20 protein-coding genes are annotated in these 22825 nt (G+C 51.8%); 9 read left to right on the top strand and 11 right to left on the bottom strand.

Annotated elements, in window-relative coordinates; all coding sequences use genetic code 11:
• Positions 1 to 323: 323 nt before the first annotated feature.
• Positions 324 to 1715, top strand: coding sequence for a sigma-54-dependent transcriptional regulator (locus ABDW72_RS05755; protein ID WP_347157507.1), 1392 nt, complete (start codon positions 324 to 326; stop codon positions 1713 to 1715).
• Positions 1716 to 1729: 14 nt separating this feature from the next.
• On the opposite strand, the gene ABDW72_RS05750 is transcribed toward ABDW72_RS05755, so the two are convergent.
• The gene (locus ABDW72_RS05750; protein ID WP_347157506.1) at positions 1730 to 4399 is read right to left on the bottom strand and encodes an ATP-binding protein; all 2670 of its coding nucleotides are present in this window, start codon (positions 4397 to 4399) and stop codon (positions 1730 to 1732) included.
• Between the two features lie 244 nt (positions 4400 to 4643).
• Here ABDW72_RS05750 and ABDW72_RS05745 point away from each other — a divergent pair, with 244 nt between their 5' ends.
• On the top strand, positions 4644 to 5201 hold the full coding sequence (locus ABDW72_RS05745) for a hypothetical protein (RefSeq protein ID WP_347157505.1): 558 nt from the start codon (positions 4644 to 4646) through the stop codon (positions 5199 to 5201).
• 120 nt (positions 5202 to 5321) lie between these two features.
• On the opposite strand, the gene ABDW72_RS05740 is transcribed toward ABDW72_RS05745, so the two are convergent.
• The 3 genes from ABDW72_RS05740 to ABDW72_RS05730 form a co-directional block, all read right to left on the bottom strand.
• Positions 5322 to 6119, bottom strand: a complete 798-nt coding sequence (locus ABDW72_RS05740) for a TPM domain-containing protein (protein ID WP_347157504.1) — start codon at positions 6117 to 6119, stop codon at positions 5322 to 5324.
• 6 nt (positions 6120 to 6125) lie between these two features.
• On the bottom strand, positions 6126 to 6566 hold the full coding sequence (locus tag ABDW72_RS05735) for a TPM domain-containing protein (RefSeq protein WP_347157503.1): 441 nt from the start codon (positions 6564 to 6566) through the stop codon (positions 6126 to 6128).
• A gap of 89 nt (positions 6567 to 6655) precedes the next feature.
• Positions 6656 to 7234, bottom strand: a complete 579-nt coding sequence (locus tag ABDW72_RS05730; RefSeq protein WP_347157502.1) for a LemA family protein — start codon at positions 7232 to 7234, stop codon at positions 6656 to 6658.
• A gap of 223 nt (positions 7235 to 7457) precedes the next feature.
• On the opposite strand from ABDW72_RS05730, the gene ABDW72_RS05725 reads away from it, so the two are divergent.
• Entirely contained in the window at positions 7458 to 8459 is a 1002-nt protein-coding gene (locus ABDW72_RS05725; protein WP_347157501.1) for a sugar phosphate nucleotidyltransferase, read from the top strand.
• A gap of 100 nt (positions 8460 to 8559) precedes the next feature.
• On the opposite strand, the gene ABDW72_RS05720 is transcribed toward ABDW72_RS05725, so the two are convergent.
• Positions 8560 to 9213 carry a 2OG-Fe(II) oxygenase gene (locus ABDW72_RS05720; protein ID WP_347157500.1) on the bottom strand — a complete coding sequence of 218 codons (654 nt, stop codon included), beginning with the start codon at positions 9211 to 9213 and terminating at the stop codon, positions 8560 to 8562.
• A gap of 267 nt (positions 9214 to 9480) precedes the next feature.
• Between ABDW72_RS05720 and ABDW72_RS05715 the strand changes: the two genes are divergently transcribed.
• The 4 genes from ABDW72_RS05715 (at position 9481) to ABDW72_RS05700 (ending at position 13900) form a co-directional block, all read left to right on the top strand.
• Positions 9481 to 11682 carry a prolyl oligopeptidase family serine peptidase gene (locus ABDW72_RS05715; RefSeq protein WP_347157499.1) on the top strand — a complete coding sequence of 734 codons (2202 nt, stop codon included), beginning with the start codon at positions 9481 to 9483 and terminating at the stop codon, positions 11680 to 11682.
• A 155-nt stretch (positions 11683 to 11837) separates the two neighbouring features.
• Positions 11838 to 12305 carry a hypothetical protein gene (locus ABDW72_RS05710; protein ID WP_347157498.1) on the top strand — a complete coding sequence of 156 codons (468 nt, stop codon included), beginning with the start codon at positions 11838 to 11840 and terminating at the stop codon, positions 12303 to 12305.
• A 235-nt stretch (positions 12306 to 12540) separates the two neighbouring features.
• Positions 12541 to 13293 carry an acyl-[acyl-carrier-protein] thioesterase gene (locus ABDW72_RS05705; protein ID WP_347157497.1) on the top strand — a complete coding sequence of 251 codons (753 nt, stop codon included), beginning with the start codon at positions 12541 to 12543 and terminating at the stop codon, positions 13291 to 13293.
• Positions 13294 to 13429: 136 nt separating this feature from the next.
• On the top strand, positions 13430 to 13900 hold the full coding sequence (locus ABDW72_RS05700; protein ID WP_347157496.1) for a GNAT family N-acetyltransferase: 471 nt from the start codon (positions 13430 to 13432) through the stop codon (positions 13898 to 13900).
• Between the two features lie 78 nt (positions 13901 to 13978).
• Here ABDW72_RS05700 and ABDW72_RS05695 read toward each other — a convergent pair whose 3' ends face one another.
• From ABDW72_RS05695 to ABDW72_RS05685, 3 genes are all read right to left on the bottom strand, one after another.
• Entirely contained in the window at positions 13979 to 14311 is a 333-nt protein-coding gene (locus ABDW72_RS05695) for a DUF4286 family protein (protein WP_347157495.1), read from the bottom strand.
• A 209-nt stretch (positions 14312 to 14520) separates the two neighbouring features.
• Positions 14521 to 14691 (bottom strand): hypothetical protein, encoded by a 171-nt coding sequence (locus tag ABDW72_RS05690; RefSeq protein WP_347157494.1) that lies wholly within the window; start codon positions 14689 to 14691, stop codon positions 14521 to 14523.
• A gap of 154 nt (positions 14692 to 14845) precedes the next feature.
• Positions 14846 to 16087, bottom strand: coding sequence for an MFS transporter (locus tag ABDW72_RS05685; RefSeq protein WP_347157493.1), 1242 nt, complete (start codon positions 16085 to 16087; stop codon positions 14846 to 14848).
• Positions 16088 to 16201: 114 nt separating this feature from the next.
• Between ABDW72_RS05685 and ABDW72_RS05680 the strand changes: the two genes are divergently transcribed.
• The gene (locus ABDW72_RS05680; protein WP_347157492.1) at positions 16202 to 16849 is read left to right on the top strand and encodes a YdeI/OmpD-associated family protein; all 648 of its coding nucleotides are present in this window, start codon (positions 16202 to 16204) and stop codon (positions 16847 to 16849) included.
• An 86-nt stretch (positions 16850 to 16935) separates the two neighbouring features.
• Here the strand turns inward: ABDW72_RS05680 and ABDW72_RS05675 are convergent, their stop codons facing one another.
• The 3 genes from ABDW72_RS05675 to ABDW72_RS05665 all read right to left on the bottom strand — a co-directional run bounded on the left by ABDW72_RS05675 (position 16936) and on the right by ABDW72_RS05665 (position 20438).
• Positions 16936 to 17514, bottom strand: a complete 579-nt coding sequence (locus tag ABDW72_RS05675; RefSeq protein WP_347157491.1) for a hypothetical protein — start codon at positions 17512 to 17514, stop codon at positions 16936 to 16938.
• A gap of 53 nt (positions 17515 to 17567) precedes the next feature.
• Positions 17568 to 19925 (bottom strand): TonB-dependent receptor, encoded by a 2358-nt coding sequence (locus ABDW72_RS05670; RefSeq protein ID WP_347157490.1) that lies wholly within the window; start codon positions 19923 to 19925, stop codon positions 17568 to 17570.
• Positions 19926 to 20099: 174 nt separating this feature from the next.
• The gene (locus tag ABDW72_RS05665; RefSeq protein WP_347157489.1) at positions 20100 to 20438 is read right to left on the bottom strand and encodes a hypothetical protein; all 339 of its coding nucleotides are present in this window, start codon (positions 20436 to 20438) and stop codon (positions 20100 to 20102) included.
• A gap of 275 nt (positions 20439 to 20713) precedes the next feature.
• Here ABDW72_RS05665 and htpG point away from each other — a divergent pair, with 275 nt between their 5' ends.
• The gene (htpG, locus tag ABDW72_RS05660) at positions 20714 to 22534 is read left to right on the top strand and encodes a molecular chaperone HtpG (protein WP_347157488.1); all 1821 of its coding nucleotides are present in this window, start codon (positions 20714 to 20716) and stop codon (positions 22532 to 22534) included.
• The last annotated feature ends 291 nt before the right edge of the window (positions 22535 to 22825 follow it).

Below are 22825 nucleotides of genomic sequence, written 5' to 3'. Positions count from 1 at the left end.
CGATACAGACAAAATAAGATTCTCCGGCAAAAGGATCATGCAAGGCGCAGCAGCAGGCTTTGTATAACAGAGCAAGTATGTTGTCAAAACAAAGCTAAACTTTCAGCGCGGCAGCCGGTTGTTCTACAAACCATCAGAATTTATAAACATACAACAGCTTATGCCATAAGGCAGCTTTTTGCGCTAAGCCATACTTGAAGTAGAAGTTCTGCGTTAAGAGCGTAACAGAAGCGGTAGAATACACCTAACTAAACTATATAGGGGTATTAACCGTTACAAGGGTGCTTTATGGAAAAGCCAGAAAAGCGCCAAGAAAGTGAATTATGCCAAAAATCCTGCTGATTGACGACGACCCTGCTTTCTGCCTGATGCTAAAATCCTTTCTGAGGAGGCAGCAATACGAAGTAGAAACCGCTTATTCCGCAAACGACGGATTACGTCAGTTAAAGAATACTACGTTTGACCTTATACTTACAGATTTCCGGCTGCCCGACAAAGACGGCCTGGAACTCCTGTCACAAGTGCGTGTCCTTTCGGACATACCTGTTATCCTCATGACGCACTACGGCGATATCCGCACGGCTGTAAAAGCCATCAAGATGGGTGCGTTTGAATACATCACCAAGCCGATCAACCCTGACGAAACACTGCTGGTGATCCAGAATGCACTGCGGCGTAAAGCGCCTGTTGCTGAAGAGGTGAATGCCCAGTTAGAGGAGAGCAGAACGCAGTTTGTGCAGGGGCAGAGCCCACAGGCGTACCACATTGAGGAAGTGATTACGCTAGTAGCCCCTACCAATATGTCTGTTATTATTGAAGGGGAAAGCGGTACCGGGAAAGAGTATGTGGCCCGCATGATTCACCAGCGCAGCAAGCGGCAGCAGAAGCCCTTTGTAGCCATTGACTGTGGCGCCTTGTCGAAAGAGCTGGCTGGCAGTGAGTTATTTGGCTATGTAAAAGGTGCTTTTACGGGAGCCATGCAAGACAAAACAGGCCAGTTTGAGGCTGCAGAAGGCGGCACGCTGTTTCTGGATGAAGTGGGCAACCTGCCTTACGAAGTGCAGGTAAAGCTCCTGCGGGCCCTGCAGGAGCGCAAAGTAAAAAAGCTGGGCAGCACAGTGGATGTGGATGTGGATGTGCGGGTGCTGGCTGCTACCAACGAAGAGTTGGTGCAGGCGGTAGCGCGCGGCGATTTCCGGGAAGACCTATACCACCGCCTGAACGAATTTAAGATACAGGTGCCACCACTGCGGGAGCGGGGCAGCGACGTACTGCTGTTCGGCCATCATTTCCTGAAGCAGGCCAACTACGAACTGGAGCGCAATATACAAGGCTTTGATGCTGCTGCCGAACAGACGCTGCAGCTGTATAGCTGGCCGGGCAACCTCCGCGAACTGAAAAATGTGGTGCGCCGCGCAGTACTGATGGCCAAAACGCCGGAGGTAACACTGCAGGAGCTCCCGTCTGATATCTCTTTCCCGTCAGCCGGGACACAGCAGGCCACTGCTCCAGCGTTTGCACAGGCAGCGGGAACTACCGTAGCAGCACCGGCACCTCTAATGGACCTGAAAAGTATGACGGAGCAGAATGAGAAAGAGCTCATTCAGCAGATGCTGGAGAAAGTACGGTACAACAAATCAAAAGCGGCACGCCTGCTGAATATTGACCGTAAAACGCTCTATAACAAGCTCCGGCAGTACAATATCGAAGTATAAGCAGCGCGTTACACTTATAAAGCTGTAGTAACCGCGCCAGCCGCCGCACGAAGGGCATCCATCTCCCGGGCCAAGGCCCGCAAGACCTCTGTTGCTTTCTGATGCGCCTGTTCGGCTGTTTCCTGTTGCTGGCCTCCTGTCATATCCTGGCGTAGCCCTTGTTCCAGTATTTCCAGGCAGGGGATTACGGTATGAGCCTGTAAGTGCTTAAAGGCTGTCAGCATTTTATGGGCGATACTGGCTGCCGCTTCCCAATCCTCCTGTTGCCGGGCTTCCTGCAATTGCTGCAGATTTTGCTCCTGGTCTTCCAGCATCACCTCCAGCACCGAAACCAGAATCTCTGTATCTGTACCAGTAAACTGCTGGATTTCCGCTAAACTATACAAGGTCGGAGCTGCTGTGGCAGCAGCAGACGCTTGCACTGGCGCTTCCGGAGCAGCAAGCAGGGGAGCAGGTTCAAATGCCGGGATATTAGCCGGCAGCAATTCCACCAATCGTGCATAGAGCTCCTGTTCCGTGTATGGTTTCAGCAGAAAAGCTGTGACAGGCGTATGTTGGAAGAAGTCTTTTTCATTGCTCATGATATTGGCTGTCAGGGCCATGATCGGCACCTGCGCATCCAGCTTCCGGATGGCGCGGGCCACCTCTTTGCCGCTCATGCCTGGCAATTGCATGTCTGTCAGCACCACATCAAAGGCTACGAGCGCCGCCTGTTGCAAAGCTTCCTGCCCGTCGTTGGCCAGGTATACTTCCATACCCCAGCGGTTCAGAATCAGCTCACATAGCGTACGGCTGTAAGCATCATCGTCTATCACCAGTGCCCGGCGCCCGCTAAAGGCCTGTGCACTTGGCAGCGATACCGGTGTGGCTTCCACAGCAGGCCCAAAGTCTCCTTTCTGCAGCGGCAGCACCATGGTAAACGAGGTGCCCTCGCCTGGTTTGCTTTGTACCGATAGCGTACCGCCCTGCATTTCAACCAGTTTTTTGCTGATAGACAAGCCTAGCCCTGTGCCGCCATACTTGCGCATGATAGAATCATCGGCTTGGTTAAACTCGCCAAACACATGCTCCATCTGCTCTGGCATAATGCCGATGCCCGTATCGGTAACGCTGATGCTGGCAACCACACGGGAGCGACGCAGCGCCTTTAAGTGGAAGTATACTTCGATATGGCCCTGGTTGGTGAACTTAATCGCATTATCCACCAGATTGAACAGCACCTGCTTCAGGCGCATCTGGTCGCCTATAAGTTCATCCGGAAAATCATCGTCTTTGGTGCAGATAAACTTGATCCCTTTGCTGGAGGCCTTCAGGCTAAAACTCTGCTCCAACTCCGTTAACATTTGCTGCAGCCGGAAAGGCACATGGCTGATGTTCAGCTTGCCAGCCTCGATCTTGGAAAGGTCCAGCACATCGTTCACAATGTGCAGCAGGTGCTGGCCAGCGCCATGCACCGCCTGCAGGTGGTCTGATTGCTGCGGCTGCAGCTCCGTATGCCACAGCTGTTGCGTAAAGCCTAGGATTACGTTAAGCGGTGTGCGCATCTCGTGGCTCATGTTAGCCACAAAAGCCTCTTTGGCACGGGCCAGTTGCACAGCATCTTTTCTGGCCTGTATCAGCCGCGACTTGTAGTGGTTGCTGCGGGTAATATCGCGCAGAATGAGCAAAATAAAGCAGACCCCGCTGATAAGTCCGGCAATACCAATGGCCAGCAACACCATAGACGTTTGCTTGGCCTCGGTGCGGGCCAGCTGCGAGCGCTGCCGGGCCCGCAGCATTTCGTAATGTTCCAGGTTATACATCATGCTCCGGATCTGGTCCATGATCTTTTTATCTTCCTGCAGCAGGGCCAGTGCTTTGGCCATCAGCTCTTTTTCGTCCTGGTTGGCTTCCTGCTGCACTTTGTTCAGAATGCGCCGCACTTTAGACAGGTCGGCCACTTTGCCGGCGCTGGCAGGGCTGGTGTCAATCTCGATCTCTTTGGTTACATTAAGCTGCGGCACAAGAACTTTAGGCGCTTTAGGTGGCTCCTGCTCCCGCTTATCCTCTTTTTTAGAGAATAGCTTTCCAAAGAGGCCCCTTTTGGGTGCTTCCCGCTCCTCCTGCTGCTCCTCTTCTGTGTCAGGCGGCACATCCGTAATCACTGTGGTGGTGGTAGTATGCTGCCGTATAGTGGTAGACGTTGCTTTGGGCATAGCAGCAGAGGCAATCTGCCGGAGGGCTTTATCAGAGTAGTCGTTGCGCTTCTGCTCTTTTTTGAGGGCCACATACTGTTTCAGGCTTTGCTTTTTAGCCTGCAGCAAATCAGCTATAGAGTCTACCTGTACCAGCTCCGACGGGCTGGCTGCCATCAACATCCGGAGCGAATCTATCTGGCTGTGTATGGTATCGAGGTTGCTAAGGTAAGTAGTAAAGTATTTCTCCTGGGTAGTAAGGGTATAGGCGCGGATAGAACTTTCAGCAGAAGCCATACTTGCCAGCGTATGCTGCAGCTTTACCAGCTTTACGTTTGGCTGTGCCAGCACCTCTACCGAGTTTAAAAGCCGGGTAAAGCTGGTATACGTCAGGTAGATGGCCAGCACAACGATGGCAAAACCGGTGCTGAAACCTAATATAACTTTTGCTTTGGTGCTGTCTCTGGTGCTCATGTTTGCAAACTGCCCTTTGGCCAGGCTGACCTTCACGTTAGGTAGTATAACGCCGGAGCAGCACAAATGATTCTGTTCGGTATACAGGTTATTTAATCAGGATAAAATAAAAACAGCAGGAATGTCATCAAACTGTTAAATTACTATATCTATATACAACCGTTTCCGTTTAAGGAATTGTTCAATTTATACATTATTGACGATTTTTTATAATAAAGGGAATATGGATAAGGTTTACAAGCTTCTACTCTCCATGTGTCTGTATTTGTCGGCAGCCTGTATGGCAACACAGGCACAGGATATTATCATGAAGAAGAATGGTGTGCAGTTGGTTGCAAAGATCACAAAAATAGAGTCTGATTCAATCTATTACCGCTATTTCAGCGATGTAGACGGCCCGGCATTTGCTCTTTCGCGGCAGGACGTGGCGCAGGTGCAGTTTATAGAAGCAACGACCACACTACAGCCGGAAGGCTTAACGTATACCGATGAACAGACAAGTATAAGCGATATTGGCGAAATGCGGCTGCAAGCCCAGCGCGATGCAAAAGCCTACTTCAGACCCCGAGGTGTATTCTGGACAACAATGGGCGCAACAGTACTGAACCCTGCAGCCGGGCTGGTTACAGGAACTGTAGTGTCGGTTGTGCCGCCCAACATCGAATCAGATTACAACCCGAACCACCAGCTCCTGAAAAATGAAGTATACCGCGAAGCCTACCAGAAGCAGGCCCGCAAGCGCAAAATAGGCACCGCCGCTGCCGGGTTTGGCGCGGGAGCCGCTGTGCTCAGTATGGTCTACATGGTGGTAACTATGAGCTTGTTGGGAGGAGGGTAAAAGCTGCTGCAAAGGGCAGTGCGCCTTACAGCCATACTTAACATTTATACTTAGAGATTACCGCATACAACAGCGGCAGCAAGCATCATAAAGCTTGCTGCCGCTGTTGTATGCTAGAAATTACCAGCTGCTGCTGGCGCCGCCACCACCAAAGCCACCGCCGCCAAAGCCGCCGAAACCACCACCTCCGCCGCCACCGAAGCCGCCCCCACCTCCTCCAAAGCCACCGCCACCTCTGCCGCCCAGCAAACTTCCTAAAATGAATGGCCCGCCAAAAGTACGGGAATAGCCTCTTCTGCCACCTCCACGGCCCCCACGACCGCCGCCGCCCATTCTGGAAAGTATAAACACCACAATCAGCACGATGATAATAATCGGAAATATGGAGCCGCCGCCTTCGCCGTCGTTGTTCGCGCGGGCATCAGCCTCGTACTCGCCGCTGGCCCGTTGAATAATTTCGCTGGTGGCAGCGTTCAGCCCCTGATAGTACTGGCCCTGCTTAAAGGCGGGTCTGATCGTATACTCAGTAATGCGTTTGGCAATGGCATCCGGAATAACACCTTCCATGCCGTAACCTGTCTGCAGCGATACTTTCCGCTCGTTTTTAGCAACAAGGATCAGGATGCCGTTGCTGTTTTTTTTGCCGCCTATTCCCCACTGCTGGCCCAGTTCCGCCGCGTATTGGTCTACATCATAGCCGCCGATAGAGGTGATGGTAACAATGGCGATCTGCGTGGAGGTGGTGTCGTTGTAGTTTACCAATTTCTGCTCCAAAGCCTGCTCCTCTTCCGGGCTCAGCATGTCGGCTAAGTCATTTACAAGGCGTGGCGGGTTCGGTCGTGGTGGAAAGTCGCTGCTTTGCCCGAAGGCAAGTATGCTCAGCAGGCAGAAGTATAAAAGAAAGAGGGAGTGCTTCATAAAGTTTTAGTCTCCGAACGAGATATCGTCGCTCAGTTCGTTAATATCCCCCTGCTCGTTGTAGGGGAAGTGCGCTTTGAGCTGTTCGCCAGCCATGCGTAATCCTTTGGCCAGGCCTTCGGCGTATTCATTCTGCTTAAAATGGCGGGTGGCCTCGGCCGTAATCGCTTCCCAGAAATTATCCGGTACAATGGCATTGATCCCTGCATCGCCCAGCACAGCAAACTTACGGTCGTCGAGGGCCAGGTAAAACAGCACCCCATTGCGCAGTTTGGTCTGGTGCATGTTCAGCTCGGCAAACATTTCGGTCGCGCGGTCCATCACATCCTTGTCGCAGGTGCTTTCGATGTGCACGCGTATTTCGCCCGACGTGTTGGTTTCGGCCTCTTTGATAGCCGCAATGATCTGCTCCTCGTCGGCTGGTGATAAAATAGTGGATTTGGCCATAGTATAGGGAGGTTAAATGGCTGGATGGTTAAACTGTTGCTGCGCATCTATCGAACAACAATCTAACCATCCAACCAGCTGGCAATTTGCTAAAACTGTACACTAGGTGCCTTTTGGGAAGCAGCATCGGCCTCAAAGTAACCTTTCTTTTCAAAGCCTGTCCAGCCGGCTATAAAGTTGCGCGGAAAGGAGCGGATGTAAGAATTATAGTCCTGCACGGTCTCATTAAACTTACGCCGCTCTACGGCAATGCGGTTTTCGGTACCCTCCAGCTGGGCCTGCAGCTCCAGGAAGTTCTGGTTGGCTTTCAGGTCCGGGTATTTCTCCACCGACACCAGCAGCCTGCTCAAAGCACCGCTTAGCTCTCCCTGCGCCGCCTGAAATTTCTGGATGTTCTCCGGCGAGAGATTATCGGGGCTGATGTTGACGCTTGTAGCCTTGGCGCGCGCATTAATCACGTCAGTGAGCGTGCTTTTCTCAAAGTCGGCGGCCCCTTTTACGGTGTTTACAAGGTTGGGCACCAAATCAGCGCGGCGTTGATAGGAGTTCTGCACATTGGCCCACTGGCTGTCCACGGTCTCCTCCTTCTGCACCATGGTGTTATAGCCGCACGATGACTGCGACACAAGGATGACAAATCCGATCAGGTAAAAGAACAATCTTTTCATAGAAGTTATGGGTGTTGGTTGGTATACATCTTAAACGCCCGTAAGGGCTATATCAGTACGAATTTAAGAAAGCATCGTTATTTATCGTTTATAAATACCGGAAATTAACCTTTTGCTATTTAGCAGCTGCGGGCGGTGCAGGTAGTAAAACCACTTGCTGCTGCTGAAAACGCTGCTTTAGGTTATGGTTTAAATTTAATATATTGCCTGAAAAGTATTGTGTATGAAAGCAATTATACCTGTTGCCGGCGTTGGTTCCAAGCTTCGGCCGCACACGCACACGCAGCCCAAGTCGCTGGTGCCGGTGGCCGATAACACGATTCTAGGGCATATCATTGATAAGCTGCTGGAGGCGGGTATTCAGGACTTTGTTTTCATTATCGGCTACCTGGGCGAAAAGATAGAGCAGTATGTGCGGCAGAAGTATCCGCAGCTACAGGCAGAGTTTGTAGTACAGGAGCCACGGGAGGGGCTTGGCCACGCCCTCTGGATTGCCCGCCATACTTATGAAAATGAGGAGAACGTGCTGATCATGCTCGGCGATGCCATTGTGGATGTGGACCTGAAAGCTATTATGGCCGCGCCATACTCGGTACTGGGCGTGAAGAAGGTGGCAAAGCCTTCGCTGTTTGGCGTAACCGAAGTAGGCAACGACGAGTTTGTTGTGAAAGTGGTGGAGAAGCCGAAGATTCCTAAATCCAACTATGCGCTGGTCGGCTTATATAAGATCGTCCATCCACAAAAGTTGGTAGCGTCGCTCAACTATATCATTACAGAAGATATCCGCACCCAGAACGAATACCACCTGACCGATGCGCTGATGCACATGATCCGGAACGGCGAGAAGATGTCGATGTGGAGCGTGGACCACTGGTTTGACTGCGGCCGCAAAGAAACCCTGCTGGAGGCAAACGCCACTTTGCTGGCCCGGCCCAAATTCCGCGACAGAGATTACAGCCAGCTGTGCCCCGGCTGCATTATCATTCCGCCGGTAAGCATTGGTGAAGGCTGTACCATCTCCCACTCCATCATCGGCCCCAATGTAGCCATTGGCGATAACACCACCATGACGCACTCCATTCTGAGCAACTCCATTATCGGTTCTTATTCTGAATTGCGCTTTGTGGTGATGCAGGATTCCATCATCGGCAGCGATGCCTCCTTTAAAGGCTTCAGCCACAGCCTCAACATCGGCGACAGCACCGAAATTAACTTCGGGCAGTAGGGCCGGGAGTTAAAGGGTTGGAAAGTTTACTTCTTAGCTGCGCGCTAGAATGCCGAGCCGCTCGTGGGAGCTGCGCACGCCGTGAGGGCTTTCGGGGTTTCTACAAAAACGTCAGTTCGTTCAGTTGGTCCAGCATCCAGCCGGTGAGGCTGTAGCGTGGGCGGGTAGCAACCAGCACTTCATGCGGAATCAGGTTGCTGCGAAAGCAGGCGAGGCGGCCGGCAATGGGCAGCACATCGATCGTTTCTTCTGCCCCATCTTGCTGCGGCAAGTATAAACGCAGGTTCCCACCATTCTCCGGCAGCCAGTCCTCGTTCAGATAGCAGATAAAAGACAGCTGGCGGTGGTCGTTGGTCTTAAACTGGTCGAGGTGGCGCTTGTATACTGTGCCCACCGGGTACTCTGTGAAGTGAAACTCATAGTCTTTGAGGCCTAGAAAGCAGGTGCGGTTGATGTAGCGCATCACCTCATTCATGCGTTCCAGAAACACCTTGGTGGGCGGCAGCGCCTCGCGGGGCTCAATCCAGCGGATGTAGTCGCCGCGCACCTCCTTGTCTACTGTAAACTGATCGGCAGCGCCGATGCCAGCTTTCTTGAAAGTACCCTGCTCCCGGTGGTGCGCCAGCACATCGAGGATGTCGCGCACCTCCTGCGGTGTCAGGAAATTATCGATGATGGCATAGCCTTTGTCGGAGAGCCGGTCGGCAATCTGTTCAAACTTCTGCAGTGTTTTCTCGTCTAACTCCTCTGTCATGGTCTGCTGTGGCTGTGGTTCTACCCTGCTTTATACTTGTATTTGGTGCGACTGGTGCAATGCCAGGCAAAAAGCTGGTAAATGTAAACAGGAAACCTGTTGCTTGTGCCGCCAGTGGGCCGGATATTTTTCAGGCCGTTTTTACCTTTAGTCCTGATTGTCAGGCAGCAAGGCATAGGGCAGTAGCGTAGCATAGCGGCACATCAGAAAAATGTGTAATTTAGGAGGCTTACGAATACATTAAACTCTAAAAACAGGCGTAGCCATATGAAAAAATCGACCATGTTATTGCTTGCCGGCGGCTTTACGGCTGTGTCGGCTTGCAAATCAACCCAATCAGACACAACCGCTCAAGGTATGACCAATGAAACAACCACAGCCAGCGCGGCTTCCGCACCGGCTGCTCCCACTTTAAACTATCCCCAGGCAAAAAAAGGAGACCAGGTAGATAACTATTTCGGTACCAAGGTGGCCGACCCGTACCGCTGGCAGGAAACCCACGACGAAGCGCTCGACGCCTGGATCGCACAGGAAAACCAGGTAACGCAGGAGTACATGCGCAGCATTCCGTTCCGCGATCAGATCAAAGAGCGCCTCACCAAAATATGGAATTACCCGAAGTATGGCGCGCCATTTAAAGAAGGCGGCAAGTATTACTTCTTTAAAAACGATGGCCTGCAGAACCAGAGCGTGCTGTATGTGCAGGATAACCTGGAGGCAGAGCCAAAGGTATTCCTGGACCCAAATAAGTTTTCTGACGACGGCACTGTGGCGTTGTCCTCGCTGGAGTTTTCGAAAGACGGCAAGTATTTGGCCTACGGCACAGCCAGCGGCGGCTCCGACTGGAATACTTACCATGTAATGGAGGCCGCTACCGGCAAAAAGCTGGACGACGAAGTGGAGTGGGTGAAGTTCTCCGGCCCGAGCTGGTACAAAAACGGCTTCTTTTACAGCCGCTACGATGCACCTACCGAAGGCAACAAGCTGGCTAACAAGAACGAGTACCACAAAGTATACTACCACCAGGTAGGCACGCCGCAAAGCCAGGACAAACTCGTGTATGAAGACAAAGCACACGCCCTGCGCAACTACTACGGGCAGACCACGGAGGACGAGCGCTTCCTGGTTTTATATGTATCGGAGGGAGCCAGTGGCACCAACGCTTTATACTATAAAGACCTGACAAACCCGAAAGCAAGTATAAAGCCCGTTATCGATAACTTTGAGTCGGAGTACAATGTGGTGGATAACATGGGCGACAAACTGCTGGTACGCACGAACAAAAATGCGCCGCACTACCGCCTGGTGCTCATCGACCCGAAAAAGCCGCAGGAGCAAAACTGGAAAGAAGTGGTGCCGGAGTCGGAGAACGTGATGACAGGCGTATCACTGGTAGGTGGCCGCCTGATTGCCAGCTACATGAAAGATGCCGCCAGCCAGGTCACGGTATTTGATACCAACGGTAAGCAACTGAACACCGTGGAACTGCCGACCATCGGCACCGTGGGCGGCTTTGGTGGGAAGAAAGAAGATAACGAAACCTTCTTTACCTTCACCTCCTTTACCTACCCAACGACCATTTACCGCTATGATGTGCCCAACAACAAGGTCACGCTGTTCCGCAAGTCTGACGTAGACATCAACACGGAGAACTATGAGACTAAGCAGGTGTTTTATACTTCTAAAGACGGCACCAAAGTACCAATGTTTATCGTGCACAAAAAAGGCCTGGTGCTGAACGGCAACAACCCAACCATGCTGTATGCCTATGGTGGTTTCAACATCTCGATGACACCGGGCTTTAGTATATCCAACATGCTGTGGCTTGAGAACGGCGGCGTGTATGCGCTGCCTAACCTGCGTGGGGGTGGCGAGTATGGCGAGGAGTGGCACAAGGCCGGCATGACGCCCAACAAGCAAAACGTGTTCGACGATTTTATTGCGGCAGCCGAGTACCTGATCAGCCAGAAGTATACTTCGTCGGAGAAACTGGCGGTGAGCGGCGGCTCCAATGGCGGCCTGCTGGTGGGTGCCTTTATGACGCAGCGGCCGGAACTGGCCAAAGTAGCCTTGCCTGCTGTGGGAGTGATGGACATGCTCCGCTTCCATAAATTCACCATCGGCTGGGCATGGGTGCCGGAGTATGGCTCCTCCGACGACTCGGCGCAGTTTAAGAACCTCTATGCTTTCTCGCCGCTGCACAACATCAAACAAGGTGTAAAATACCCGGCTACACTGGTGAAAACTGCCGACCACGACGACCGGGTAGTGCCGGCACATTCTTTCAAGTTTATCTCCACGCTGCAGGAGAAAGGAGCCCCGGTGAACCCATACCTGATCAGGATTGATGTGCGGGCAGGCCACGGGGCCGGAAAGCCTACCTCGCTACAGATTCAGGAGGCTGCCGATACCTGGGCTTTTGTGTACCAGAACATGGGCATCAATCCTTATCAATCTCAAAACCAGTAACTGTATAAAGTAATTTTATACTTGCAGCCGCATTGCCCGATCGGGTAATGCGGCTTTTTTTGCGCCAACATAGTGGCAGGTATAGTATTTAAGTATAAAGATTTATATATATTTAGGAACACAAACACTTAACAATCAATTATTCATGTTTATTTATGGAGGAGGACTTTTACGAGGAGATGCCGGAAGGCTTTATTATTAGTCCGCACACGGCCGGCTTTTTACGGAAAGCAGCCAAGTGGGGCAAGTTTTTAGCCATTGTAGGCTTTGTAATTGTTGGCCTGATGGTGCTTTTCGCGCTGTTTGGCGGCACTTTTATGGGCTCCGCGCTAGCATCGGTGCTGCACAACGGCATGTCTGGTTTTATGGGTACCTTTTTTACGGTGTTTTACCTGCTGATGGCGCTGTTATACTTTTTTCCGGTGCTCTACCTGTACCGGTTTTCGGCCAACATGTTAGAAGGTTTACGCCTCCAGAATCAGGAACTGGTAGATGCCTCTTTCAAAAACCTGAAGTCGCTCTTTAAATTTCTGGGCCTGCTCACAGCAATCGTCCTCGGGATTTACGCTGTTTTGCTGCTCTTCGGGCTGGGCGTAGCGGGCATTTCGGCTATGTACGGTTAAGAAGCACCAGAGCCAGGTTTTCAGAATACAAAGCAATTTAGTTATAGTAGCGCTAACGATTATACTTCATCTGTTTTACTCAACATCCTGGCAATTTGGCTTCAGACACTTGCGGGAATTGTACACGTGAGGTTTACGCCCGCTGAAAGCATGGCCCTAGTAAGGCATGCTTTCGCTTTTTAGTGGCAGGTGCCGGTAAACTTTGTTAACTTAGCATTTCACCAAGAAGGAAGCTATGGCAGAGGCAACCGGAGGCGCCAGCCAGTTTACCGTACGCTCTAACGAAATAGATTACCACGGACGAGCCACCATGCCGGCGTTGGTAAGCTACCTGCAGGAAGCCGCGTGGAACAATACCGCCGACCTGGGCATCTCGATGTATGAACTGCTGGAGCGGGGCCTGACATGGGTGCTGCAGCGCCTGCGTGTAGAAATGTTCCGCTACCCCCGCCACACCGATCAAATAACTGTAGAAACCTGGGCTTCTGGCCGGGAGAAAGTATTCCTTTACCGGGATTTCAGGATCTATAGTGCTGAGCGGGAACTGCTCGGCCAGGCAACCAGTGTATGGCTGGTGATGGATGTAGTGAAGCGGCAACTGACCCCCGTGCCGGATTTCATCATGGCGCAGGAGATCGCGCCGGACAACGAGCCGCTGCCTTTTGCAAAAGGCAAACTGCCGCCGCTGCAGGAGGCGCAGCATACCTGCCAGATACCCGTTCGTTGGCACGACATCGACCTGAACCGCCATGTGACCAACACCCGCTACCTGCAGTGGGCCCTGGACACGCTTCCAGTTGCAGTGCTGGAGCACCACCTGCGCGAAGTAGACATCATTTTCCGCTCTGAAAGCATGCTAGGCGACCTGGTAGATTCTGTAGCCGGCACAAGCGGAGAAGCGGCAGACGTACACCTCCACAAGCTTACCAGCCAAGAAAGCGGCAAAGAACTGGTACAGGCCAGAACGGTTTGGGAGGTAGAGAGTTGAGGAGTTTGAGAGTTAGAAAGTGTGTGCTGATTTAACGATGAAGCTGGCAATAGAAAGGTGAACTAAATTTCTCTCCTGTATTGGGGTAGAGCTCTTAGTGAAAAGGGTAGCGGAGGTAAAGCAAACAATATTCAAAATGATAAACATACGAAGAGGAGCGAAAGACGATTTGCCGCACGTATATGCGCTGATACAGGAACTGGCAGAATTTGAGCGGGCACCGCAGGAGGTTACCAACACACTGGAAGACATGCAGCGCGATGGCTTCGGCGAAGATCCCATCTATAAATTTTTTGTGGCTGAGAACGAGGACGCCATCGTGGGGATTGCCTTATATTATACCGCTTACTCTACCTGGAAAGGCAAAACCCTGTGGCTGGAAGATCTGGTGGTAACGGAGCGGTTGCGCCGCAGTGGCGTAGGCCGCCAGTTGTTTAACGCTGTAGCACAAGAGGCCAAAGAAACAGGTGCCAAACGCTTCAGGTGGCAGGTATTGGACTGGAACGAACCAGCTATTACGTTCTACAACAAAGTAGGCGCCGAGCTGGATAACCAATGGATTACCTGTACCATGACCGAAGCACAGGTGCAGCAGTATAGCGCCTGAACCCACCATTAACTACAACTGAAAAGCCGCTGGCAACGACCTGTAAAGGCATGCCCGCGGCTTTTGTCGTTTCATGATCTATTTCGGTTGGGTACGCTCTACGTCCACACCTACCACTTCCAACATAGAGCTAAATACCACATACTTGCCTTCGTAGCGCTTCATGTGCCGCTCCTGCAGGTCGGGGGCATGCTCGCGCTGGTATTCCTCCAGGTCTTGCAGGCTGCGGCAGGTGTATTGCACGGCATAGGTGGTGCCGCCATTGTCCACTTCATCTATCAGCCGGCAGATCTGGTTGCGCAGAAAATATCCGGTTCCCATCACGTCGGGTATGTGCACCTCTTTCATCCACTGCAGCCACTCGTCAGCTACCGTGTTATCGATGTTTACAGTTTCATTGTATAAAATCATACCCGAAAATACGAAATTAACCCTGTAAAACCGTTTGGATGCTATCAAAATAAAAAGACTGCTGCTGAGGCGCAGGAAGATGGGCTCTAAAAGGGAGCAACCTTATACTACCTAAAGCTGGGTTTTGATAGGATAGGGCAGCACAGGGGCGCAGCAGCGATGTAAATTATGCTGAAGGGTATCAATAAAAACGCGAATTGCTGTCAGGGTTATGTGGAGCGAACAGGCGCGGCGCTGACAAGCACTTCCTCCTGCTCGCCTGCAGTATCGCGTGTTTGCTGCCCGGCCTGCGGGTTGTAGGCAGAATAAAGAAGTAGAAGCATAAACAGAAGGGCCAGCAAAGCTAAATCGGATGCATCAGATGAGGCTTGTCGTTTCATAGGCCAGTATATATGTCTATAATTTCATATGAAGGTATACTTGCCTAAGCTTGATTTGGTTTCCTTACTAATGTCTTTTATACAGTAAATAAGTGTGTTTTAAGTGTGTGGCTGATACGAAAGACTAATCGTGGGTTTCCATTGGCGGTCAAAGCTACCGCGGCTCAGTGTAATCCAGGTCTTTGCCATAGGTTTCCTCCAGCGTCAGGATAGAAACAACGGCAATGGCCAGGCTCAAAGCGCCGAGCAGGGCAGCTGTAGGCACCAGACCAAAGCTGTCTTTCAAGGCCTGAAACGACAGCGTAAGCGGTACGACTGCCCCGCGTACAAAGTTGGGTACTGTGGTGGTAACCGTAGCCCGTATGTTGGTGCCGAACTGCTCGGCAGCAATAGTAACAAATACAGCCCAGTAGCCACTGGCAAAGCCCAGCGCTACGCATAAAGTATAAAACATGTCCAGCGAAAAGTGGCTCCCCAGCAGGTAAACGGCTACAAAAACAGTAAGCAGGGTCAGCGACGCCAGCACCAACTGCCGCCTGCTCCGGAAACGCTGGCTGAGATAACCACTCACAAAGTCGCCGAATACCAGCCCCAGGTAACTGAACGACACCGCTTTGGCGGCCGACACCGGCTCTGCCATACCCAAGGCACGGCCAAACTCCGGCGAAAAGGTGATCAGGATGCCGACCACATACCAGATCGGTACACCTATTAAAATGCATTTCAGGTACTTTCCAAAGCGACGCAGGTTGGTAAACAAACTCAGGAAGTTTCCACGGGAAACATCCTCGGCGTGCTTCAGGTTGCGGAACATCCCCGATTCATATACGCCAATGCGCAGGAACAGCAGCAGTATGCCCAATCCGCCGCCAATAAAATAAGCCGTGCGCCAGCCAAAGTATTCGCCCACTACGCCAGCCAGTATCGCCCCGGAGATGCCAATGGTCGCGACCAGCATCGTTCCATAGCCGCGTTTTTCCTTGGGCAGCACTTCGCTCACGAGCGTAATACCCGCACCCAATTCGCCAGCCAGCCCCAAGCCTGCTACAAAGCGCAGGAAAGCGTACATTTCCAGCGTATGCACAAAGCCGTTCATGATGTTGGCAACCGAGTAAATAAAAATAGAGCCGAACAGCACCGACAGCCTGCCGCGCTTATCGCCCAGTATACCCCAGGCGATGCCGCCCAGCAGCATTCCCAGCATCTGCATGTTCAGTAGCAGCACGCCCTTCTCCAGCAATGCCTCTCCGGTAACGCCTACATCTTTTAAGCTGGGGATGCGCACAATGCTGAACAGTACCAGGTCGTAGATATCAACAAAGTAGCCCAGGGCGGCCACAATAACCGCGGTGTTAAGCAAATAACTGGTGCGGGAAGAAAAGGGGAGTTTAGCCATATAGAGCACAAGGTATAGGTATTAAATATAGTGTTGTCCGCTTATATCTCAAAAGCATTTTTGATTTATAGGAAGGAGCAGGAGATTTTTAGTAGTTTAGGAGCTAATATGACGATGATGCCGGATTTAGGAAAGAAACTACAGTTAAAGCCTGCTTATAGCCTGCTGTTGCTGCAAGCCCCGCCAGCCATAGCCGAAACGCTCCTGACCGAAGGGTATACAATAACGGTGGCTACAGGCGCAGCCACCGAAGGCATGTATGATGCCGTGCTGCTTTTTGTAAGCAACAAACAGCAACTGCAGCAGCTGGCGCCGCAAGCCGTTACACTTATAAAGCCGGAAGGGATGTTGTGGGTGGCTTATCCAAAGAAAGCATCGGGTATCACAACTGATCTGACGCGCGACGAAGGCTGGAAGCTGCTGGCAGAACTGGGTTATGGCCCCGTACGGCAGGTCTCTGTAGATGAAATGTGGTCGGGTTTGCGATTCAAACACCAGTCGGAGCAGAAGGCAGCCTCGCAGTTTGGGGTAGACCAGCCTGGTATCGACCGGAAAACAAAGACGGTTATACTTCCCGAAGACTTGCAACTGGCGCTGGAAGAAGCGCACCTGCTGGATACATTTCAACAACTGGCCTTTACACACCGGAAGGAGTTTGTGGTAGCCGTGCTGGATGCCAAACGGCCGGAAACCCGCCGCAACCGCATCAGCAAAACTGTAGAGCAGCTACAGGCGCTGGCAGAGAAAAGCGGGAAAGTATAAGTTTCAATGTATAAAAGCTATAAAACAGCAGGCGGCGCAACTTCATAGTTGCGCCGCCTGCTGTTTTATAGTATAACCTGTTCGTACTACTGGATCACCACAGGGAAATCAGCCTGTGCATCCGTTTCGCCAACAGAACTGGTGCTGGTGCTGCTCTTTAAGCCTGGCTGGTGCTTCAACGTAATGCGCAGCGTGCCACTGCTGCTTGCCTGTGTGGTAATGGTAGCCTGCAGGCCAAGCGGCAAGCCTTTAGTATCGAGGTCTCTGTCTGTTACAATCAGGTTTTCTCCCAATTTAGGGCCGGTAGGGGTGTTTAGGGTCTCATAGAAGAACTCGTGTTCTGTTGACTTGTTCTTTACTTCGCTGGTCACATCGGTGTTGCCGTCTTTCAGGGTGATGGTAGCTGTGTAAGTTGTATTAGGTGCCAGATTCAGAGCACTAACTGTAGGAGCTGCACCGCCTGCGCCGTCCGGGTCGCTGAAGGTAGCAGACACGTTCTGGCCTTTGCCTTCCGGCACCAAAGTAATAGTAAAGTCGGTGATCAGCTCCTGGTCGTCTACCGGTGCCGGATCATCGCCGCCGCCGTTGCTGCCGCAGGAAGTGGTGCCTATAAGTATTGTGCCCAATAACAAGGCAGAGAAGTAGGTTCTAAATGAAGTTTTCATCAATTATGCGTTTGGATAAGTTATCAAATATAAATAAAATGCTTTAAAGCCGATTAGCTTTTTGTGAACTCCAGTGGCACTTTTACCCGGAACATAAACATACGCCCCATTTCCTCGGTAAAATACCGGAAGCGATTCAGGTAATCCCGGTACGAAGTGTCGAGCAGGTTGTTGCCGGTAATACCCACGTCAATAGTCTGCCTGCCCAGGTGCAGCGTAGTGCCGGCCTCGGCATGCAACAGAAAATAACCCGCCGGCGCAGGGGCAATATCTGTGTCGTATTTAACAGGCATTCGCGTCTGCTGTGCCACGTACTGGCCACCTACCGAAAGATAGGTCCCTGTCAGCTTTTTACTACTTCCCACGCTCCCAAAGTCATACTGCAGGCTGTTGTCGAAGCGGTCTGCCGGTATACCGATCAGGTAATCGTCGGCTGCTATGTTGCGGGCGCGTACAATGGCTGTTTTGGAATCGAGGGTCAGGTTGCCGAGCAGCTTATACTGCAGGCTCAGATCCATACCCCGCAGCACGGCATTCGCCTGCTTATACCTGTAGGTCAGGTTAAAGCCGTTAATGGTTTGCGTAGGCTCGTCCGGCACCTGATATACATAGTTGTTGATCAGGTTATTATACACGCTCAGCTTGCCATTAAAGCGTGGGCTGCCGTAGTACTCTGCCGATGCCTCCAGGTTATACGCCTGCTCCGATTCCAGGTCAGGGTTGCCAATGGTATAAATGCCTTCGTGCAGTCCGTCTGAGAATAGCTCGTTAACACCAGGGGCACGCCAGGCAGAAGTGGCGCTCAGGCCCAGGGTAAGATGATATCCCACATCATACAGCGCGCCCAGGGTGCCGGACAGGTTGTTAAAAGTATAAGCAGGATAGTCCAAAATCTCGCCGTTCTGCCAGCGTTTGATGTTGCTCAGGTGCTTGTAGTCGTAGCGCAGGCCTGCCTCGAGCTGCAACTTGTCTTTCTGCCACTTCTCCAGCGCAAAGGCACCCAGGTCAAGGTTAGTATAGTCAGGTATAAAAAACCTGCCGCCGGCGTAGGCGTTGTTCTGGAACATGGTGCTGACGCCTACCGAGCCTGTAAAGTTGCCCAGTGGCTTCGGCGTCCAGACAGTTTCGGTGGAATTGGTGGTAAGGTCCAGGTCTAGTGACGGCCGGCCGCTCGTAAGGCCTACAAAGTCGAATTCCTGTCGGCGGTTCTGCTGCCAGCCATACGTAAATTCCAGTTTGCCTGCATTGCCGGTGTTCAGGTAAGCCCTGGCCTTCAGCAACTGGTGCAGTACATTCTGGTAAGGGCGGTTGATGTCGTAGGAGAAGCCGGCTGAGTCTGCGCCGGCAGGCCTGCCCCGCTCAATGGCCGACTGCCAATCGTCGAGGTTGCCCACGTGCGAGGCCGACAAAATACCCAACTGCGCATCGAACTGGCTGTAGAAAACAGTAACGCCATAGTCCTTCTGCTGGTAGCCTACTGCCGCCGAAAAGTCCTTTTCTTTTAGCGCCGTGTTATCGAGGTAGTAATCCGGGGTGCGGGTGTTGCCGGCCCGCTTAAAGGTACCCTGCAGGCGCCAGCTTAGTGGCGGCACTTTGGCAAAGTTGCCTTCTATAGTAGCTGAGGCGGTGGCTTGCCGGTTGTTGGTGCTGCCGACAAGGTTCAGTTCGCCGCCCACACCAGCGGAGTCGCGCAGTGGCTTTGGCTCCACGATCACAACCCCGCCAATAGCATCTGCGCCGTAGCGCACACCGGCTGCCCCTTTGATCACTTTCATTTCTGAAGCCACGAAGGGATCTATTTCCGGCGCATGTTCCGCCCCCCACTGCTGGCCTTCCTGGCGTACGCCGTTGTTGAGGATCAGCACGCGATTGCTGTGCAGCCCGTGGATAACAGGTTTAGAGATGGAGGGGCCGGTTTGCAGCGTCGTAACACCAGCTATACTTTTCAGCGACTCGCCCAAGGACAAGCCGCGTGTTTGCTCCAGTTCACGGCCCTGCAGCGTTTGTGTCGCCTGTGCCTGTGCCTGAATGCGGGTACCGGTCACCTCCACAGTGCTCAGGGTTCTAGTGTCGGGGTGCAGCGGCAGGTCGCGTACCATAGAGCTGTTGATGCGCACGGCAGCTGTTATCGGCTCATACCCTACGTACGTCACCTTCAAAGTATAACTGCCTTGGCAGATCGCCTGAAAATGGTAATGCCCATCCTGGTCTGCCACGGTGGCCTTGTCGAGCTGCGGAATGTAAACGGTGGCACCTACAAGCGGTTCCCGGCTATCGTGGTCCAGCACTGTTCCGGAAATAGTAAGCTCGCAGGCCGCTGGCTCCGGTGTAGCCGGCTGCTCGGCTGTGCCTGGCAGGCTTTGCGCAAGCAGGGGCTGTATGCTGGTTGCTAACAATAGCAGGGGCAGCACTTTTCTTATAATTTGGCTTATAAACACGTCTAGAAAATATAAATGAGGCGCAGCAGGTAATGCTGCTAAACAGATTGCTACTGGTATACCTGCTTCCCGTTCGGGTTAGCAAATCAGCAGTGAAATTGGTGTAAGCGTGCGTTTATACTTGCTGCAAGTATGGCAGAAGCTATCTTACGCGGTTAGGTACGCGGCAGGAGGCCCGCGCAGAAATGGACAGGAGACAAGCAGGTGATGCCAGCTGCGCTTGTACTGTATACTATAAAGTAGGGAGGTATGCGTGAGCTGTTGATAAGCCACCGTAACACAGCTGCCCTGGTATGGCGCGCCAAACAGTTCCTCAACCGGGCAGTGCGTATGCTTGGCGCTTACCTGCGCCTGCTTGGTGTCGGAGGGAACTTTGTCGATGGTATGGCTGTGGCGGTGCAGTTGTAGTATAAGCGCATCAGGCACCATCACTCTAACAAAGAGCAGGAGCAGAAACAACGCTATGTACTTTTGAACCTGGTGCACCTCAGTGGCTTAGCTTTCGCAATAGCTGCAAATATAGGTATAAAATCAACAATGTTGCATTTATGATGGCTATTTGTTGTTTATACAATTGTAGCGGCAGGCAGGAAACTATGCCATACTGCACGCTAACGCATCCCGCGCTGCCGTAGTTTTGCCGCTTACTTCTGACAACCTGTCACAAAGTTCGTGCTAGTCTCGCTCTGGAACAGGTTTTGCGTATCGGGTATCGAACGAAGTTGTGAAAACATAATTTTTTAAAATATAAAGTATAAAATATGGAAGAAAGAGGCAGTATCTCCATCCACACCGAGAATATTTTCCCGATTATCAAAAAGTTTTTATACTCTGACCACGAGATCTTTTTGCGCGAGCTGGTAAGTAACGCTGTAGACGCCACACAGAAGATCAGGCGGCTGGCAGCCATTGGCGAGTTTACCGGCGACCTGGGCGACCTGACCGTGAAAGTATCCGTGGATAAAGAGGCCCGCACCATTACCATAGCCGACCATGGCATTGGTATGACAGCCGAGGAAATCAAGAAGTACATCAACCAGATCGCTTTTTCGGGTGCTACCGAGTTTGTGGAGCGCTACAAAGACAACGCCGACAAGAGCCAGATCATCGGCCAGTTTGGTCTGGGCTTCTACTCCGCCTTTATGGTAGCGGATCGTGTGGAGATCGTCACCAAATCCTACAAAGAAGGCGCAGAGCCTGCTCATTGGACCTGCGACGGCAGCACTGAGTTCGCTATCATTGATGCGCACAAAGAAGACCGCGGCACGAACGTGATCCTGAATGTAACCCAGGATTCTGAGGAGTTCCTGGAGCCTGCCCGCATCAAAAATATTCTGGAGAAGTACTGCAAGTTCCTGCCAGTGCCGGTAGAGTTCGAAGGCGAAGTGATCAACAACCCGAACCCGATCTGGACCAAGCAGCCATCGGAGCTGACGGATGAGGATTACAAGAACTTCTACAAAGAGCTTTACCCGTTCTCGGAAGCGCCGCTGTTCTGGATTCACCTTAACGTAGATTATCCGTTTAACCTGACTGGTATTTTATACTTCCCTAAGCTCAAAAACGAGTTTGAGCTGCAGCGCAATAAAATTCAGTTATACTCGCGCCAGGTGTTTATTACCGATGAGGTAAAAGATGTGGTACCGGAATTCCTGATGCTGCTGCACGGCGTAATCGACTCGCCGGACATTCCGCTGAACGTAAGCCGCTCCTTCCTGCAGGCCGATTCCAGCGTGAAGAAGATCAACACCTACATCACCAAAAAGGTAGCTGATAAGCTGAACGAGCTCTTCAAGAAAGACCGCGCCGCTTTTGAGGCCAGCTGGAGCGATATCAACGTGTTTGTGAAGTATGGCATGCTGTCGGACGACAAGTTTTATGAGAAAGCCAAAGACTTTGTGCTGCTGCAGAACACTGATGGCAAGTACTATACTATAGAGGAGTATAAAGCACTGACCGAGGCAAACCAGAAAGATAAGAACGACCAGCTGACCCTGCTGTATACCACCGATGCGGACAAGCAGCATGCGTTTGTGGAAGCGGCCAAAAGCCGTGGCTACGACGTGCTGAAGCTGGATACGCTCATCGACAGCCACTTTATTGGGCTATTGGAGCAGAAGCTGGAGAAAACAACCCTCAAGCGTGTAGACTCTGAAACAACCGACAAACTGATCGAGAAGAACGAGACGAAAGAAAGTGTTCTGAACGACCAGCAAAAGGAAGACCTGAAAGCAGCGTACGAGCAGGCCATCGACAATAAAAATATGATGGTGGAAGTGGCTCCTTTGGCACCAGATGATGCGCCGGTAGTGATTACGCTGCCCGAGTTTATGCGCCGCATGAAGGACATGAGCAAAGCTGGCGGTGGCGGTATGATGTTTATGGGCGATATGCCGGATACTTACAACGTGACCGTTAATGCCAACCATCCGCTGAACCAGCGCGTGCTGAATGCGACCGAAGACAAGACGCGCATTGCCCGTCAGGCTTTCGATCTGGCGCTGCTGTCGCAGAACATGCTGTCGGGTGCCGCGCTTACTGCCTTCGTAAAGCGCAGCTTTGATCTGATGGCCAACGAATAATACCTAACATGTATACTTATGCAAAAAGGCAGTGCCGCTACGGTGCTGCCTTTTTGCTTTTGCCGCCATGCTGCATGAAACTTAGCAGCGGCAAGTATAGTTATAGGGGCGAAACAGACGCAGCAGCTAGGCGCTTATACAGTTTCTGCGCATCTTTGCGTTCTGTTAAAGGTTATATTGTTCCATAGGGAAATGGCATAATTGTTAAATTGTTGCGTCGTTATACTTACAGCTTAACCAGTTATTTAACAATTTAATCCTTTACTTATTCAGTCATTCAAAATTCAGTTA

This window comes from Pontibacter chitinilyticus, from assembly GCF_039748935.1.
Lineage (GTDB): Bacteria > Bacteroidota > Bacteroidia > Cytophagales > Hymenobacteraceae > Pontibacter > Pontibacter chitinilyticus.
Note: the sequence above shows the minus strand (reverse complement) of the source record. Positions and strands in the feature narration are given on the sequence as shown.